15 protein-coding genes are annotated in these 16,722 nt (G+C 30.7%); all 15 read right to left on the minus strand.

What is annotated here, in order from left to right; translation table 11 throughout:
- On the minus strand, positions 1–441 hold the full coding sequence (locus tag RTY06_RS00780) for an adenylyltransferase/cytidyltransferase family protein (RefSeq protein WP_312822080.1): 441 nt from the start codon (positions 439–441) through the stop codon (positions 1–3).
- 14 nt (positions 442–455) lie between these two features.
- Positions 456–1,412 (minus strand): sugar transferase, encoded by a 957-nt coding sequence (locus RTY06_RS00785; protein WP_312822082.1) that lies wholly within the window; start codon positions 1,410–1,412, stop codon positions 456–458.
- A gap of 119 nt (positions 1,413–1,531) precedes the next feature.
- Positions 1,532–2,551, minus strand: coding sequence for a hypothetical protein (locus RTY06_RS00790; RefSeq protein ID WP_312822083.1), 1,020 nt, complete (start codon positions 2,549–2,551; stop codon positions 1,532–1,534).
- Between the two features lie 2 nt (positions 2,552–2,553).
- Positions 2,554–3,684, minus strand: a complete 1,131-nt coding sequence (locus RTY06_RS00795; protein WP_312822085.1) for an NAD-dependent epimerase/dehydratase family protein — start codon at positions 3,682–3,684, stop codon at positions 2,554–2,556.
- A gap of 5 nt (positions 3,685–3,689) precedes the next feature.
- On the minus strand, positions 3,690–4,238 hold the full coding sequence (locus RTY06_RS00800; protein ID WP_312822086.1) for a DapH/DapD/GlmU-related protein: 549 nt from the start codon (positions 4,236–4,238) through the stop codon (positions 3,690–3,692).
- Positions 4,239–4,240: 2 nt separating this feature from the next.
- The gene (locus tag RTY06_RS00805; RefSeq protein WP_312822087.1) at positions 4,241–4,960 is read right to left on the minus strand and encodes a glycosyltransferase family 2 protein; all 720 of its coding nucleotides are present in this window, start codon (positions 4,958–4,960) and stop codon (positions 4,241–4,243) included.
- A 10-nt stretch (positions 4,961–4,970) separates the two neighbouring features.
- Positions 4,971–5,792 (minus strand): glycosyltransferase, encoded by an 822-nt coding sequence (locus RTY06_RS00810; RefSeq protein ID WP_312822089.1) that lies wholly within the window; start codon positions 5,790–5,792, stop codon positions 4,971–4,973.
- Positions 5,793–5,804: 12 nt separating this feature from the next.
- Positions 5,805–6,878, minus strand: a complete 1,074-nt coding sequence (locus RTY06_RS00815; RefSeq protein ID WP_312822091.1) for an EpsG family protein — start codon at positions 6,876–6,878, stop codon at positions 5,805–5,807.
- A 73-nt stretch (positions 6,879–6,951) separates the two neighbouring features.
- The gene (locus tag RTY06_RS00820) at positions 6,952–7,875 is read right to left on the minus strand and encodes a glycosyltransferase family 2 protein (protein ID WP_312822093.1); all 924 of its coding nucleotides are present in this window, start codon (positions 7,873–7,875) and stop codon (positions 6,952–6,954) included.
- Between the two features lie 26 nt (positions 7,876–7,901).
- The gene (locus RTY06_RS00825; protein ID WP_312822095.1) at positions 7,902–9,266 is read right to left on the minus strand and encodes a polysaccharide biosynthesis protein; all 1,365 of its coding nucleotides are present in this window, start codon (positions 9,264–9,266) and stop codon (positions 7,902–7,904) included.
- Between the two features lie 4 nt (positions 9,267–9,270).
- The gene (locus RTY06_RS00830; protein WP_312822097.1) at positions 9,271–11,637 is read right to left on the minus strand and encodes a polysaccharide biosynthesis tyrosine autokinase; all 2,367 of its coding nucleotides are present in this window, start codon (positions 11,635–11,637) and stop codon (positions 9,271–9,273) included.
- A gap of 390 nt (positions 11,638–12,027) precedes the next feature.
- Entirely contained in the window at positions 12,028–12,831 is an 804-nt protein-coding gene (locus RTY06_RS00835; protein WP_312822099.1) for a polysaccharide biosynthesis/export family protein, read from the minus strand.
- A gap of 41 nt (positions 12,832–12,872) precedes the next feature.
- The gene (locus RTY06_RS00840) at positions 12,873–14,804 is read right to left on the minus strand and encodes a nucleoside-diphosphate sugar epimerase/dehydratase (RefSeq protein ID WP_312822101.1); all 1,932 of its coding nucleotides are present in this window, start codon (positions 14,802–14,804) and stop codon (positions 12,873–12,875) included.
- Positions 14,805–14,822: 18 nt separating this feature from the next.
- Entirely contained in the window at positions 14,823–15,956 is a 1,134-nt protein-coding gene (locus RTY06_RS00845) for an aminotransferase class I/II-fold pyridoxal phosphate-dependent enzyme (protein ID WP_312822103.1), read from the minus strand.
- A gap of 168 nt (positions 15,957–16,124) precedes the next feature.
- Positions 16,125–16,721 (minus strand): acetyltransferase, encoded by a 597-nt coding sequence (locus RTY06_RS00850; protein ID WP_312822104.1) that lies wholly within the window; start codon positions 16,719–16,721, stop codon positions 16,125–16,127.
- Position 16,722 lies beyond the last annotated feature (1 nt).

The following is a 16,722-nucleotide window of genomic DNA, read 5'->3' on the forward strand; positions in this document are numbered from 1 at the left end:
TTATTGTCTTTTTGTTTTTTCTAATTCTTGTTCAAAAACAGCCTTTTTAAGAGCTGAACTGGAAAATCTATGGTCTCTTTTATTGAAAAAAATTTCTATTCCCTTTTCTTCGCAATAATCTTTTCCTGTGAAATTTTTATCCTTGTAATCGCTCCCAATAATGCGTACATCTACAACAAAAGATTGCAAGATATCCATAAGATCTTCCTCTGTATTATATGGGATAATCTCGTCTACATCTTTACATGCTTTTAATTGAATATAACGTTCTACAATAGATTGTGAAGGTTTGTTTTTGTTAGGACGGTCAAATGTTGGGTCTAATTGTAGTCCTACGATTAGGTAATCACAAACAGTTTTTGCTTCTTCTAGCATTTTTATATGTCCTGCGTGAAGCAAATCAAAAGAAGAAAAAGTAATACCAACTTTCTGTGTTTTCATGGTTAAAATATTATTTAGTTACTATTCATAGTAAGAACAACTTTTATTGTTCTTAAGATAATTTCAATATCTAATTTAGGAGAATAATTTTTTATATAATAAAGATCATATTCCAGTTTTTTAAGATTATCTTCTGGTGTTGCTTTTGGTAAATTAACTTGTGCCCATCCTGTAACTCCCGGTTTAATAATATGTCTCAAATCAAAATATGCATTCTCTTCTTTATAAATATCCACAAATTCTGGTCTTTCCGGCCTTGGCCCTATAAGACTCATATCTCCTTTAAGGATATTGTATAACTGTGGCAGTTCATCTATTTTGGAAAGTCTTAGAAATTTCCCGATTATTGTAATCCGATCATCATTAGAGGTTGTATATCCTCCGTTGTGCTTGGATTTCATTGTCCTTATTTTATAAATCTTGAACTTTTTAGAGCTTACTCCTATTCTTTCTTGTACAAAAAGCACTTTCCCAGAAGAAGAAATAAAAGTTAACAAACAGCCTAAAAGCACCAATGGTAAAGCTATTGGCAGGAGCAATAACGCTATTGCAACATCAATAATTCTTTTTGATGATAATCCTGAATGATGTTTAAGTCCTATAGAAAAAATATCATCTGCCAAATACTCATTAGAATTGAGCTTTACCAGAGGTATTCTTCTATTTACTTTTTCATAAAACTCTTGTGCATCATATACCCTTACACCATTTAGTCTTGCTTCAATAATATCATTTGTTAAATTTTCTGGCAAGTGATTTAAATTAGAGGTTTCAATTACAATTATTTTGATATTCAAACGATTTACATATTCCAGAATACTTTTTCTATTTTTCCCGGAATTATATCTAACTACTTTAAAAGATTTTCGGAGTTTTTTGCCTCGAAAAAGCTTAAGTGAGATATCACTTACATTAATAAAGAGACATCTATTTATAGGATTAGATACTTTCAAATAAGTTTTTACTTTCATAAAACTTTATTTTAAACGCTAACCCTAAAGGAATAGTATTTTTTTCATGTTTTTTGGTTGTCAGTTATCTACAAATATATTAAAATTATGTTAAAAAAAAACATTAACAGATTTTATTTCTAAAACCATTTCGGCATTTGTGCTTTTATAAAAAATATATTATCAATCCATCCGTCTATAGACATAGCATATAGAGTTTGATCATCAAAGTCTACTCTGCTACTTTTGAAAAAATCCGGTTCCAGTTTCACTGTATTTCTATCTATTAATAATACATTTCCACTTTCAAAAATCTTGTATTTAGCAATCTCTGTATTTGTTGTTATTAGTTTCTTTCCAGCACCTAATGCTTCAAAAGTTCTCATTGTAAGTCCCTTTTGACTAGGATGATTAATATCTAAAATATAATTACAACTTTTATATATATCTATAATTTGAGAATGTGACAGACTATTAAAAGAAAGTTTTTTATAATCAAATTTTTTAAATGATTTATCAAAAAGCTTTTTAAATAAAAAAACGCTTCTACCTTGAGAATAATAATAAGCAAAATGTTTAAGACCTATTTTTTTTGCTTCTTTAGAAACTCCTTCACTTATTAGATAACGATCTGAATGAGCTGTTCCGATGAAAGCTATATCGTAATTTGTTTTGTTTTCTTGTTTTTCTAATCTAATTTTTTCATAATCATCTGAGTAAAATAAAGGTCTGAAATTGAGATTATACTTTTCAGCATCTTCTGTATCAAATGTAAAATTATGATCAAATAATGGTAAAAAATCTAATGCATTAGGATTATTATAAAATGAGTCAAAGTTATAATATATCAAAACGATGCCTGGATTTAATTCTTTTACCATTTTTATAAAGTAAATAGGAATAACTTCTCCTTTTATTAATAAGAAATAGTCATATTTTTTATTTTTTACCTCTTCTAAAATATTAGAATAATATTTTTTGATTTGTAGAGCATAAGCATCTCTTTTAATTCTTAACAATCCTTTAATAAAAATAGAATTGGATGGTCTTTCATCGTATAAATCGACAATTGCACCTCTTTGCTCCAATTTATTTTTAATTATTTTTTCATAATTAAAAAAACTTACTGATACAAAGAGTATTTTTTTATTTTCCAACATGACTATTTATATAACCCTTTTGCTTTCATCTCATCGATAGATTCCTGATATCTGTCTTTTTCTACTTCTTGGGTATTAACCCATTCAGTAAATTGCTTCAAACCTTGTTCAAATGTAAATTTTGGTTCAAACCCAAGCGCATTTTTTATTTTTGTAAGATCTGCAAAGTTATGACGGATGTCTCCTAACCTGTAATTCCCAGAGATTGTGATAGGAACTTCTACACCATAATTTTTGGAAAGTAATTCTGCAACAGTGATTACATCTGTAGCCACACCTGTTCCTACATTGAAAACCTGATTGTCTGCTTCATTTTTTTCTATTCCTAAAATAGTAGCATCTACGACATCATCTATAAAAACAAAGTCTCTACTTTCTTTTCCGTCTTCAAAAATATTGATACCATTACCATTTTTGATTTGTGTAGAAAAAATTGATAAAATACCTGTGTACGGATTTTTGAGAGATTGCCCTGGACCATAAACATTTTGATAACGAAAAGCGACCCCCGCAATACCAATAGTAGGACAAACTGTAAGTACCATCTGCTCCTGATTTTGTTTTGTAATTCCATAAACAGAAGAAGGGTGTATTTTTGAATCTTCATCTGTTGCAACCAATGTAAGTTCTGAAGAATTCTTATAAATGGGTTCAAAATTCCCTTTATCCATATCATCTGCTATACGATGTTTTGGATATACAGCTCCTAATTCTTTACTAATGTACTTTCCTTCTCCATATATAGATCGAGATGAAGCTACAACAATTTTTTTCACATTGTAATTTCCGTTTACCAAGAGGTCGAGCATTATTGATGTCCCATTTACATTTACATCTACATATTTTTGTACCTCGTACATAGATTGTCCTGTACCAGTTTCTGCAGCGTAATGGACAATAACATCTTGCCCTTCCAATGCAATTTTCCAATCATCTACATTGGTAACAGAGCCTTCTATAAATGAAACTTTACCTAAGATACTTTGATAAAGTGGCGATGTTTCTTTAGGATTATCTCCATGGATTTGAGTAGAAAGATTATCCAATACTGTAATAGAGTGTCCCTTTGCTATTAATTTTAAGGCTAGATTACTTCCAATAAATCCGGCTCCTCCCGTAATAAGTATATTCATGGTTACTAAATTTTTTCCCAGTTTTGCGTTTTAAAATTATATTTTTTAATGATTTTTGCAGGCGATCCAGCAATCACCGAATAATCTGGAAAACTACCTCGAACTACAGAATTAGATCCAACGATACATTGTTTCCCTAGAATTGTGCCAGCCTGTATTGCAACACCAATCCCTATAAAGCAATTTTCTCCAATTCTAGTTTCCTTTACTATCATTGGCTGATCTAAAATATGTTTCCCAATTTCTTTATATTCGTGATCTATATTTGTAATAAACGTATTGGCTAAAATAGTTGTGTTACTACCTATAATCAAATTGGATGCGGATGTGATATGAACATTTTGACCTATCCCTACATTATCTTCAATTACAATCTTAGCGTTCTCATATGCTTCTATTCTTAAATGTGGAAAAATCCTTACATTTTTACCTATAAAAATTTTTTTACTTCCTTTGATAAAAATTGGCTTCCCTATATATGATACAAAGCCAAATCTCCCAAAAAAAGGTTTGAATAATAAAGCCCGCACTATCCAAAATAATTTAAAAATCATATTTATTTTAATTTTAATAATCTAAGATTACCGAGATACAACAACTGAAAACGATCTCTAATTCTTTTAAATAAACTTTGCTTTGATGTCCCACCAGTTGAAGACATATTATTATCATGTCTTCTATATAGAAGACATGGAGTTTCTATAAATTTCACTTTGTATTTCATGTCAGATAAATATCCTATCCACCAATCATGATATAGGTAAAGATTTCTAGGAAAAGGCAAAATATCTACTAAAATTTCTTTTTTAAATGCAGTACAACAACCAAGATATGAACTTCTATAAAAATTCTTAAAAAATCCTTTTTGGGAATTATTCAATTTAAAATAAGATTCATTTATTACAAATAATTCTCCATCTGTAATTTTGCAATTACTAACAACAACATCATTTTTTTGAAATGCCTCTACAGCTAACTGAACTTTATTAGGTAACCAAACATCATCCTGGTCAGAAAGAAAAATATAATCTCCAGTTGCTTTTTTTATTGCATTTTCAAAATTATAAGTTAATCCATTTTTATTATCATTTAAAAAAACTCGAATTCTATTATCCGATAATCTATTTACAATATCCAATGTATTATCTGTAGAATGATCATCCGAAATAATTACTTCGTCCTGATTTCCTAACTGAGAAAGTATAGATTCTAATTGTTCTTTTATGTACTGCTCTCCGTTGTAGGTTGCCATACAGACAGATATTTTTTTCTTCATTGTTTTGGTTTTAAAAAAATCTTTGCTTGATAAAAGCAAAACTTTTGTATTGTAAAGTCAGTCTAATTATATGGGGCAAATCTACAAATAATGCAATTTTTATATCATTTTTATTAATTTTTTTAAATGCTTTAACATCTTTAGAAAACAAGTCGTACCTAAACAATGCCTTGTCTAATGGGTTTGTATTGGTAGAAAAATTTTGTTCCAATTTTACAGGTATAATATTTAGAAACTGAGTATTATCGGCTGCTCTTTTGATGAACTCGTGGTCGCAAAAATCTAGTCTTAATGTTTCATTATATCCCCCGATTTTAAAGAAAAAATCTGTTTTAACGAGTAATCCCGAGTTTATACAACTATTTCCTTTTAGTTTTATCTTATCATTGTCTATTTTATCATAAAATGAGGTTCTATAATTTTTATAAATAGATGGCGATAATAGTTTTCGATTTTCATATATGAGAGGAGCTGCTATGTCCAAGTCCAAGTCTATCGTCTTAAGATATTCCGAAAAAAAGTTGCTTGGTAGTTCTGTATCTTGATCTAGAAAAACTATATGGGAAAAATGCTGTTCTCTGGCATGTCTTGCGATAGTGTTATATGCAACTGCAATGCCCGGATTTTTGGGATTATGTTTATAATCCACCTGTGCAAATTCGGTAGTGGTATAACTGCTATAAGCGTCCCAACCTAGATCATCGGTATTATCAAATACAAAAATAGAGATTGGTTTCTGATAGTTTTCTACAGATGCCAAAAGGCTAATAAAAGATTTTGTTTCCCAAAATTTTTCTCTAAAACAAACAATTCCGAACAATATTTTCATCATAGATATTTTTTTTTAAAAAAACCAAGTTTCATAAGGTTCGTATATATCAGCAACGTCTATAATGTAATAGATTTGGATTAATGAAAACAATATAATGATAACCCAACCAAATATCTTCATTTTTTTTGGAAAGATATGTACAATCAAAGGGTAAAGCAAGCATTGTATGATGGAAAACATTTCAAAAGTTCTGATAGAGAACACCTGAGCACTACCACTAAGTAAGAAAAATAAAGAAAGTGATATAATATGTATTTTGAACAATGTATCAAAATATTGTACATCTTTCATTTTTTTATAAAATAATCCAAAAAGAATAATAATTAATATAGCGAAAAGAGCCTTAAAATTAAAAATGTTAGCCTCTTTTTCTTTCATCCATTCCATTGCTTTTATGTAACCTTCTACTCTGGGGAAAATTCTATCTAAAAAGAGAAGGGTCAAAACATTGACTTTAAGCATCGCTAATGCTAGCGAAACGATAGCTGTAAAATAATAAAACTTTATGTTTATTTTGAATTTTAGGGCAATCCAAGGAATAAGAAATAATATACTAGAGGAGTGAAAGAAAAAACAGCATAATAATTTTATAAGAAAACCTTTGTTATTTTTTTTATCCAGATCATCTAATGCAAGAATAAAAATACCGGCAGCAACACCAGAACGTATTGTTGTCATCTCCTGCATAAAATAGAGGTTACTTACATAGAGAATGATACTTAAGAAAAAAAACTCTGCAAATTTCTTCATGGCAACAATTTTGGTAACCACTCCAAAAAAAGCAAATGCAAAAAATGAGGCTCTAATAATTTCAATTTTTGAACTTGAAAATAATTCAAAAAAATGTGGAAAAAAATACATGCACCATTCTAAAGTAATTAGTCTAGCTTTAAAATCTTCGGGCGTCTTCTCTATGTATTGAAAATTTTTATAATACATAAAGTAATCTGCATCTATATCTAATCTTGTGCCTGCAAACAAAACTAAAACAGTTATTAAAATATAAGAGACTATATTTCTATGCCGCCAATTCCCAAATAGAGATAAACAAGATGATAAAAAAAAGATCAAATAATAATACATCATAAACCTCTAATTTATTTTAAAATAACATGTTTTTTATCCTTATTTTCATTTTTAAATATTATTTTAATAAAATTTATCTTAAAGTAATTATCAAAGAAACAAACCTTTTTAATAAAAAATCAGGTACTATCTTTATAATCATTAAAAAAAACCTTTTCCCAAAGCTCATTCTTTTAATTACCTCACGATATTCTGATAATACGGTATCTTCTAAAACACCTTCAATTTTCAAATTTATCAAATTCGTCAATCCAAAAAGACCAGATTTATGTACATGCATATAGGTTAATGTAGTGATGTCAAAATCTTTGTCTTTAAAAATATACCTCAAACTTTTTGAATAATCTCCTATAAAAACTTTAAAAATATCCTTTTTCCAATAACTTACCTTTTTTTTGTTTGAGTGTATCAATTTTTGGTTTGTCCAAAATATGTTTTTCCCATCAAAGTTTTTAAAAATTAAAGCTAATTGTGGAAAATTGGGAACTTCTGAAAAGTTAATCTTTTCAACATTCAAAGTTGATCTTTTGTATATTGTTGCTCCAGTTAGCGTAAGATGCCACCCAATTTCATCAAAAGCTTCTTTTAAGTTTGTATAAACTTTAGATTCAAGATCTAATTTTCTTTCCTGAGCATTGACGGCAATATAGTTGTAATCGTCTAATGCAATAATATTTATAATTTTTTCTATTGCGCCATTTTCTATGACCATAGAGTCACCAAGATACCAGATGTAATCTTCTTTGGGTAAAGACATTGTTTTGATATAATTTTTATCATGCCCTAGACTTGGTTCATTTTTAGAATAAAATATATTATTATATTTTTTCTGCAATTTTTCTACACTATCTTTTGTCTCATTATTATTACTATCGTCTGATATATAAAGAGAGACATTATATTTTACAATATCATCAAAAATCATATCAATGTTTTCCATCAATATTTCTTTTCTATTATAAGTAGGAATTGTGATTGCAAGTGTTCTGTTACTCATGATAAAAATCTAAAATCAATATATTACTAATGCCATTCTTTCCTTTTTTTTAAAAAAATATAAAGTGCCCACGGAAAACAAAAGAAAACAATTAAAAAACTAAAACCATAGATTATGCCTTTAATCCCCAAAAATTTACCCACAAAAAGTGTGGAAAAACATATTAATATGGCAGAAACAACAGAGTACACCAACAATGGTTCTTTTTTATGGCATCTCAAATAGATTGCTAAAGAAGATATTACTTGATTAATCAAAAATCCAAAAATCAACGTGGAGAATAATCCAAGTGGTAAAAATCTTTTATAATAATCTATTTGAAAATATTTTAGAGCGCAATAGCTCAAAATCACAAATGTAATACCGATAATACTGATGCTTGTAGAATGAAATAAAGTTTTCCTAAATAGTGCATCCAATTTTTGATATTCTTTTCTCGCAATGAGTGTAGAAAAAACAGGAATTTTTGTATTGACCCAACTTAAAGACACAAGCAGTACACCGTTTATGATAGCTAAGCTAACGCCCATTTGACCTGCTACTACAGCTCCTTCATAAGCAAATATCACTGGATTAAACAACTGATAGATAAAGTAACCACTGATCCAACTTAGAGAGATCTTCCATTGCAAAGGAAAGATTTCTTTTTTATAATCTACATTGTAAGTACCGTGTTTTTTCCAAACATCTTTTAGAATCTTAATCTTTGAAGAGAATATAATACATAGTGGCAAAATAAGTATTGATACAAAATTAGCTATTGGATAGGCAAAGAGTTTCCATCCAAAGTAAAGACCAAAAACTAACAATAATAGTTGTAATGTGATCTGAATCAATTTAAATTTTGCGACATCTTTTATTTGGCCTATTCCTTCAAAAAAAGATAAAAATGGACTAATTATTAAAGAAAATGACGTACTTAAAGATATTATCACCCAAGGCGATTTCCAAACAATAGCATCATTGGTATCTTTTCCAAAATTTGAAAAAAAACAGAACCCAGAAACTACTAAAACTACCAGCAAAACTATGGCCATAATAAAAAACCATTTAACAGAAAATTTTAGCAATGATGACAGCCTAGAAAGATTTTGTCCGTTTCCTGAAATTGAGGTTCCGTTATTCTCTATGTAAAGATCAGACATCTCGTGGGCAATAAACTGAACAATAATACCAGACAATCCTAATTCAAAAAAAATCTGGATAGCCAATATACTACTGAAGGTAAAGTAATAGCCTTGCTCGCTTTTTGATAAAAATTGAGCAACCAGTATTACTGTAAACAAACCTCCGAGACCTTGTAAAAAACGGCCCATTACAGTATAGAAAACAGAGCCATCTACGCCAAAACCAAGTAGTTTTTTTTTGAAATTATCCAAAAATATTGTCATCTATTTAAAAAATGTTCTTAACCTTTTGAAAAAAACTTTGTTCTTCCGCTTGATATCCGTAACCATACTTGTTCCCATAACCAAAATTAGTTTTATGGATATCATTCAGGACAAATGCAACATTGTTAATTTTTTTAGCCTCAACATTTTTGTTTGCAAAATCTACAAATCCTTTTTCACTTACTTCTGATCTAGTTACATACAACGTTGTATCTGCAACATGAGAAATCAGGAAAGAATCTGTTACCAACATAAGAGGTGCGGTATCTAGAATAATATATTGATAATCATTTTTCACTTGTTCAATAAGCTTTTCATATCGTCCATTCTGTAACAGTTCTGCAGGATTTGGAGGGATACTACCAGAATAGATAAAATCACAATTCTTAATAAAACCGCTTGGATGGATAATTTCTCTCGCCTGTTCTATATCTCCATATAAAAACTCTGTAAGCCCTTTGGAACCCTTCATTGCCGGATTATATCTTTGCAACTGTGGATTTCTGATATCAGAACCAATGACTAAAACATTATTTTTAGTTGAAGAAAGTGCTAGAGATAAATTAACTGACACAAAGGTTTTCCCTTCTCCCTTTACAGTAGATGTCACAAAAATAATTTTTGCTGAATCCTTTTTAGGTAAAATAAACTTGATATTGGTAACCAATATTCTGAATGCTTCTGCTAATGGAGAGACATCATTTATTTTTATCAACTCATCTTCTTTTCTAGACAATCTTGGAATTTCTGCTAAAATAGGAACTCTTGTTAATTTCTCTAAGTCGTGTTTTGTAACTATTTGATTACTGAAAAGTTCTTTAAGATATATAAAAGCGGCAGGAATCAGAAGACCTACAAAAAATGAGATTAGGATACTGATTATTTTTTTTGGTGCAACAGGTTTTTTGTCTACAAAAGCATAATCTATAACTCTAGCTTTTTCTCCAGTAATGGCCATAGAAATGGCAGCCTCTTCTCTTTTTTGAAGTAGTAAAAGATAAAGATTTTCCTTGATCTGTTGCTGACGTTCTATATTTCTAAAAAGTTTTTCCTGATAAGGAATTTGTTGGATTTTATTATCTTTCTCATTCGCATACTTGGTAACATCTCTTTTTGAAATCTGTAAGTTGGTACTAGCTTTATACAGACTCTCTTTAAGAGCTGTTTTCAAGGCATTGATATCTTTGGTAATTTCTACAACCAATGGGTTTTCTGGAGTGGCATTCTCCAACATTCTATTTCTATCAAGAATTAACTTGTTATATGCAGAAATATTTGAAGTTGCTGTTGGGCTGTCTATCCCAATATTAGTTGGTATTAATTGATTATTATTGGCCGGAGAATTGATGTAATTAATCAATACATTAGTAAGCTCCAATTGTGTATCGAGTTCTAGCTCTCTCTTTTGAGCTTCTGTAGTCAATTGTAAATTAAGTCTGGCTTCTGAAGGAAGATCCACAATCTTATGTTCTACTTTAAACTGCTGTCTTTCTGTTTCTACGTCACCTAGCTCCTTGGATATAATATTAATCCTCTCATCTATAAAGTCTTTCGTTTTTTTAGATTCTGTGTTTTTATCTACAATGGCATACTCGTTATAAGTATCTGTTATAGCATCTAGGATATCCTTACCCTTATCTTTATTCTGATGATTAATAGACAAGCCTATAACTGTAGCTTCCTTATCCGTAAGATCTACCGCTATATCTTTTTGCAAATTATCCGCTAACCCTTCAGCATCCGAGTAACTAAAATAAAAGTCATCTAAATCTAATTTTTTAACTTTTTTCTTGTTAAAATTTGGATTTTTTGTAATGATTATATTGGCAAAAGGCAGACTAATTAATTTGTTTAAAGAACCTACAACATCTTTTCCGATTTCTTTTGAAGAGAGTGTCACTTTATTCCCTTCAACGTTAAAATCTATAGGTTTTTTAGGTACTTCTTCATATTCTTTTTCATTTACAACGTATATATCATATGGAGAAGAGTCTTTATACAATTCTACATCATAGAATTTTTCTCTGGAAAAAATAGAAACTTGTATTTTAAGTTTATTAGAAACATCTTTTACAATCTTTTTAGATTTAAAAATTTCTAATTCATTTTCAATACTATTAGTCCCCATACCGGCAAAACCTCCAAGACCAGAAAGTACGCCAAAGTCACCAGATGCAGAAGACATTTTCTTAGCATCCTTTATTAGGACAGAAGACTGTATTTTATAAACAGGAGCTGTAGTTTTAACATATATAACTGCTAAAATCAACATGATAAAAACACTTATGAAAAACCAATACCATTTTTTCAAATATGGTTTTAAAATTTCTCTTACATTGATTTCCTCTTCTTTTGTCGTAACGTTATTCATTTAAAAAGACTTATTTATTATTGTAACTATAATTATAGTTGTAACCATAGTTAAAATTTCCTTTACTTATATCATTCAATACAAAAGCTACTCTTCCATAGCATACCAGACTTGAAAACATCATTAGCTTCTCTGTAAAATCATATCAAGTATTATCCTGAGAAGCTAGTTCCACTACGTTTCCAAAAATTATTTAGTTTTTCTTTAACAAAAGAATTATTTTTTGTGATAATAATGGGCAAACAAGACACTTATTGACATTCTAAATTGTGATAAAATCATTAATTAACCAAGCTCCTAAAATCACTAATAACGACCCAATATCATCTTAATAGATAAAGTGGTTATTAGATTTTTCATCAAAAAGTGAGTATGTGCCGATAAAAACATCTACCTGAACAGCAAAGCTAAAAGCCCCACAAGTACAGACGCTATAGATATCAAAACCCCCGTTTGAGGACCATATGCCGATGAATTTTTTCTGGTTTTATTAGGAGTAACATAGATCACATCATTCTGCTTCACATAGTAGTACGGAGAGTTCATAAACCCTGCATCTGTCAAATCTATAAATTGTTTGGTAGTGGCTCCATCAACATTCCTAATGATTAGAACGTTTGTCCTTTGACCGTAGATAGTCAAATCGCCCGCTAAACCCAAGGCTGCAAGAAGAGTCATAGATTGCCCATCTGGAACAGTGAAAGCGCCTGGTTTGCTTACTTCTCCCAATATTGTAATTTTAAAATTCGTATTTCTAACGCTAACCCCAGGTTCTTTTATGTATTTTCTTAATTGTTCTTTAAGAATCTCTCGAAACTCTTCTATATTTTTACCACTTGTATTGATTGTACCCAAAGTAGGAAATTGTATATCACCTTTAGAGTCTACTAGATAAGTAGGTCCAGATACAGACGACTGCCCTTGCATTGGCAAATTACTACTAGAAAGCGAATATTGTGAAACATTACTAGAAGAATAATTTTGATTAAATGGTTTGGCTATATCATTATCTTTTGCTGTAACAGAAATCATTAATTGATCGCCTGGCTGAATCGTAAAAGTAGATGTTTGAATAGATGTTTGAACTGCTGTTTGCTCTATGTTTTTCATGTAATCGATATCATCTTTTACTTTACATGAAAATATAATACAAAACATTGAAGCCATAAAAATTATGGATAAAGCTCTTCTCATAAATGATTTCTTAAATTGAAGGTTTGCAAATATAGGAATTCTTATTTATCTAACGATTCGTAAATAGAATTATTGCTTTTAAATTCTTTTACGATTATTTTTAGTATTCTTACAATTTCTTGCTTCTCTTCTTTCTTAGAAAAATCTATAATAAGGTCTGTTAGTTCATCAATCTCTTCAAATTGCATACATGGATCTTTGGAAATCATAATTTTTTCGTGAGATGTTGGCAGTGTACGAGTATCATCACTTAGAAGTTCTTCGTACAATTTTTCACCAGGCCTCAGTCCTGTGTAAACTATTTTAATATCAATATCTGGTTCAAAGCCGGAAAGCTTTATCATTCTTTTCGCCAAGTCAAGAATCTTCACAGGCTCACCCATATCAAAAACATAGATCTCTCCACCCACACCCATAGTTCCGGCATTCAAAACCAACTCGCAAGCCTCTGCAATGGTCATAAAGTATCTTACAATTTCCGGATGTGTAATAGTAACTGGACCTCCTTTTTCAATTTGCTTTCTGAAATGTGGGATTACAGAACCATTGGAACCAAGAACATTCCCAAACCTAGTGGTAATAAATTTCGTAGTATTACCTTGTAGATTTTGCAAAGATTGAACAAATAATTCGGCAACTCTTTTGGACGCACCCATTACATTGGTAGGATTCACGGCTTTATCTGTAGAAACCATTACAAATCTATTGACACCATATTTATTAGCTAGTAATGCTAGATTTTTGGTTCCCATTACGTTTACAAGAACTGCTTCGTGCGGATTATCTTCTACAATAGGAACATGTTTATACGCTGCAGCATGATAAACCATAGAGAAGTTATACTTTTTAAACAATGGTTCCAAACGACTATAATTGGATATATCTGCCAAAACAAATTTGAAGTTGATGTGAGGATAGGTTTCTCTCATTTCTAACTCTGTTTCGTGAAGAGGTGTCTCCGATTGATCCAAAATTATAATCTGCATTGGATTCAGAAGAGCAACCTGTCTTACAATCTCATTTCCAATAGATCCTGCACCGCCAGTAACCAAAACCGTTTTTTGGAAATGTCGCTTTCTGATTTCTAGATTATCTAGTTTGATTTGCTTCCTATTGAGCAAGTCCTCAATCTGGATTCTATTAATCTGATTAACGATATCATTAGTACGTAATTTTTGCAACGCTGGTGCTTTATAGATTTTCAAATTGTACTCAAGAAAAATATTAACCCAAAAGTCCAATTCTTCTTTTTGTAAGGCTTCTTTAATCACCAAGACACTACTAACTTCGTTAATCCCATTTTTGAGATTACTAATAAATTTTGACTTCGCGACAACTTTCCTATCTAAAAGTTTAACATTCAACCTTTTATCATGATAAGATATAAAACCTCTAATATCAAATGGTAAATTAGGATTAGACAAAATAACCTGGGCAATAGCCACAGAAGTATCATCATCTCCCAGAATATAGATTTTTTTCCTACTATTACTCCTCTTATTTTCTTTTATAATATTGAAAAAACCTTTTACACAAAGCCTGAAAACAAATAAAAACAAACAGGAAATAGCAAAATACAACCCCAGAAATGGAATAAGAACTATTTTTTTATTAACAATCAAAAAGTATGAATAATTGATAGCAACAATAGTTAAAACACAACACAGATTAGCCAAAAATATCTTGAAAAGATCTACAAACGTAGAGTGCCTTATAACGCCCAAATAGGTTTTGAATATATACATAAACAAAACATTAACCGCCAGAATAAAAAGAAACACATACCCTAGAGGAAACACCTTATAATGATTAACCTCCAAGGCTAGTATAAGTAAATGAGATACAAGAAGCGATGCGATGATGATGATCAAATCAATTACTAAAATAACCCATCTTGGCAGAAATTTGAGATCTGCAAGATCCAACACATTATCATTGAGTGAGAATCTTTTATAAGTTTTAACTTTCCCCATCTTCTACTTGGCTCTATTTTAAAACTGAAAGTTAATTACAACACTTGTTATTCTCTTTTTATCCTCATCTGTAAGATTAGAACCAGACGGCAAGCATAGACCTTGGTTGAATAATCCTTCGGCAACGTCTCCTCCATAATATGGACAATCTTTGAAAACAGGTTGCAGATGCATTGGTTTCCACAATGGTCGTGTTTCTATATTCTTCTCCGCAAATGCAGACATCAAATCTAGATTTGTTTTTAAAGTAATATCTTTATTGATTGTAATACTTGTAAGCCAATGATTGGAATAAAAATCAGAATTAGCTTCGGAAAAAACATCTACAGCATCTATATCAGAAAACAATTCTTTATAAAAGTCGTGGTTTGCTCTTCTCTGTTGCACTCTTTCTTCAAGAACCTCCATTTGTCCTCTTCCGATGCCTGCACAGATATTGCTCAATCTATAATTATACCCCACTTCAGAATGTTGATAATGGGGAGCTTGGTCTCTAGCTTGCGTTGATAGGAAAATAGTCTTAGACTTCTCTTCCTTTGTGTTAGCTACAAGAGCACCACCGCCAGATGTTGTTATAATCTTGTTACCATTAAAAGAAAGCAAAGCAAACTCTCCAAAAGTGCCACATTTCCTTCCTTTGTAACTTGATCCTAAAGATTCTGCAGCATCCTCTACCAATGGTATCTCGTACCGCTTACAAATCTCCAAAATCTCATCCATCAAAGCTGGCATACCGTAGAGATGTACTACAATTACAGCTTTTGGTTTTTTATGATTTTTGATTCTATCCTGTATCGCTTCCTCCAAAAACTCTGGAGACATATTCCAATTGGATGGGGCCGAATCTACAAAAACTGGTGTAGCCCCAAGATATTTTATAGGATTGGCAGATGCCGAGAATGTAAAAGATTGACAAATCACCTCATCGCCATACCCCACGCCTAGCTGAATCAAAGCTAAATGCAATGCTGCGGTTCCGGAGCTAAGTGCTGCAGCAAATTTATTGTCTTGAAGATAATTTTCTATGGCTATTTCAAATTCATCAACATTTTTTCCTAATGGAGCAACCCAATTATTATCAAACGCTTCTTGGATATACTTCATCTCCATCCCACCCATGTGAGGCGATGACAGCCAAATTTTAGAATCCATTTATTAATTTTCTTGTAAAGATATTATAATTAGACGTATTATTGGGCTTATTAGCAAATAATTAATAATATCATTTTCACAACAATAATTAAAACTTCAAAGTTTTTAACAACACGACTACAATCTTCGCTTAAAAATTTCCACAAATAATGAGATATTGTTCAAAATTCAATAACAATATTTCACCACTTTACCTGGGTTGCCAACAACGACAGCATAATCCGGCACATCCTCTATAATAACAGCACCAGCACCAATAACCGCCCATTTACCTATCGTTACATTTTGTTTAACACATGCACCGATACCAATTTGTGCACCTTCCTTTACCTTTACATTACCTGCCAAAGCGGCTTTTGGGGAGATATGAACAAAATCTTCTATCTCACAATCGTGGTCTAAGCTAGATGATGTATTGATAATACAGAAATCACCTATTCTCACAGAAGAATTAATCACTACACCTGCCATAACAGCATTGCCTCGACCCAAATCAATATACTTCGTAATGATAGCAGAAGGATGAATAAAATTAGGATAATCAACTCCGAAACTCTCAGAATTTTTTTTTCTATTCTGATTATTACCTAAGGCAAAAAAAACATTTTTGTGTTTTGAAAAAACATCAAAATCATGAGAAACCGAATAGTTCAAAACATCTTTAACATCTTTGTTTTGATCAAAAACCCCGGCAATCTCATAGCCCAACAATTCAGCTATTTCTATTACAACTTTTGCATGTCCTCCTGCTCCTAGTATGTACACA

The organism is Epilithonimonas sp., from assembly GCF_032055105.1.
Classification (GTDB): domain Bacteria; phylum Bacteroidota; class Bacteroidia; order Flavobacteriales; family Weeksellaceae; genus Epilithonimonas.

Excerpts from the sequence above, each read along its gene's own strand:
- RTY06_RS00780 (WP_312822080.1), bottom strand. The coding sequence starts at position 441 with ATGAAAACACAGAAAGTTGGTATTACTTTTTCTTCTTTTGATTTGCTT.
- RTY06_RS00785 (WP_312822082.1), bottom strand. The coding sequence starts at position 1,412 with ATGAAAGTAAAAACTTATTTGAAAGTATCTAATCCTATAAATAGATGT.
- RTY06_RS00790 (WP_312822083.1), bottom strand. The coding sequence starts at position 2,551 with ATGTTGGAAAATAAAAAAATACTCTTTGTATCAGTAAGTTTTTTTAAT.
- RTY06_RS00795 (WP_312822085.1), bottom strand. The coding sequence starts at position 3,684 with ATGAATATACTTATTACGGGAGGAGCCGGATTTATTGGAAGTAATCTA.
- RTY06_RS00800 (WP_312822086.1), bottom strand. The coding sequence starts at position 4,238 with ATGATTTTTAAATTATTTTGGATAGTGCGGGCTTTATTATTCAAACCT.
- RTY06_RS00805 (WP_312822087.1), bottom strand. The coding sequence starts at position 4,960 with ATGAAGAAAAAAATATCTGTCTGTATGGCAACCTACAACGGAGAGCAG.
- RTY06_RS00810 (WP_312822089.1), bottom strand. The coding sequence starts at position 5,792 with ATGATGAAAATATTGTTCGGAATTGTTTGTTTTAGAGAAAAATTTTGG.
- RTY06_RS00815 (WP_312822091.1), bottom strand. The coding sequence starts at position 6,878 with ATGATGTATTATTATTTGATCTTTTTTTTATCATCTTGTTTATCTCTA.
- RTY06_RS00820 (WP_312822093.1), bottom strand. The coding sequence starts at position 7,875 with ATGAGTAACAGAACACTTGCAATCACAATTCCTACTTATAATAGAAAA.
- RTY06_RS00825 (WP_312822095.1), bottom strand. The coding sequence starts at position 9,266 with ATGACAATATTTTTGGATAATTTCAAAAAAAAACTACTTGGTTTTGGC.
- RTY06_RS00830 (WP_312822097.1), bottom strand. The coding sequence starts at position 11,637 with ATGAATAACGTTACGACAAAAGAAGAGGAAATCAATGTAAGAGAAATT.
- RTY06_RS00835 (WP_312822099.1), bottom strand. The coding sequence starts at position 12,831 with ATGAGAAGAGCTTTATCCATAATTTTTATGGCTTCAATGTTTTGTATT.
- RTY06_RS00840 (WP_312822101.1), bottom strand. The coding sequence starts at position 14,804 with ATGGGGAAAGTTAAAACTTATAAAAGATTCTCACTCAATGATAATGTG.
- RTY06_RS00845 (WP_312822103.1), bottom strand. The coding sequence starts at position 15,956 with ATGGATTCTAAAATTTGGCTGTCATCGCCTCACATGGGTGGGATGGAG.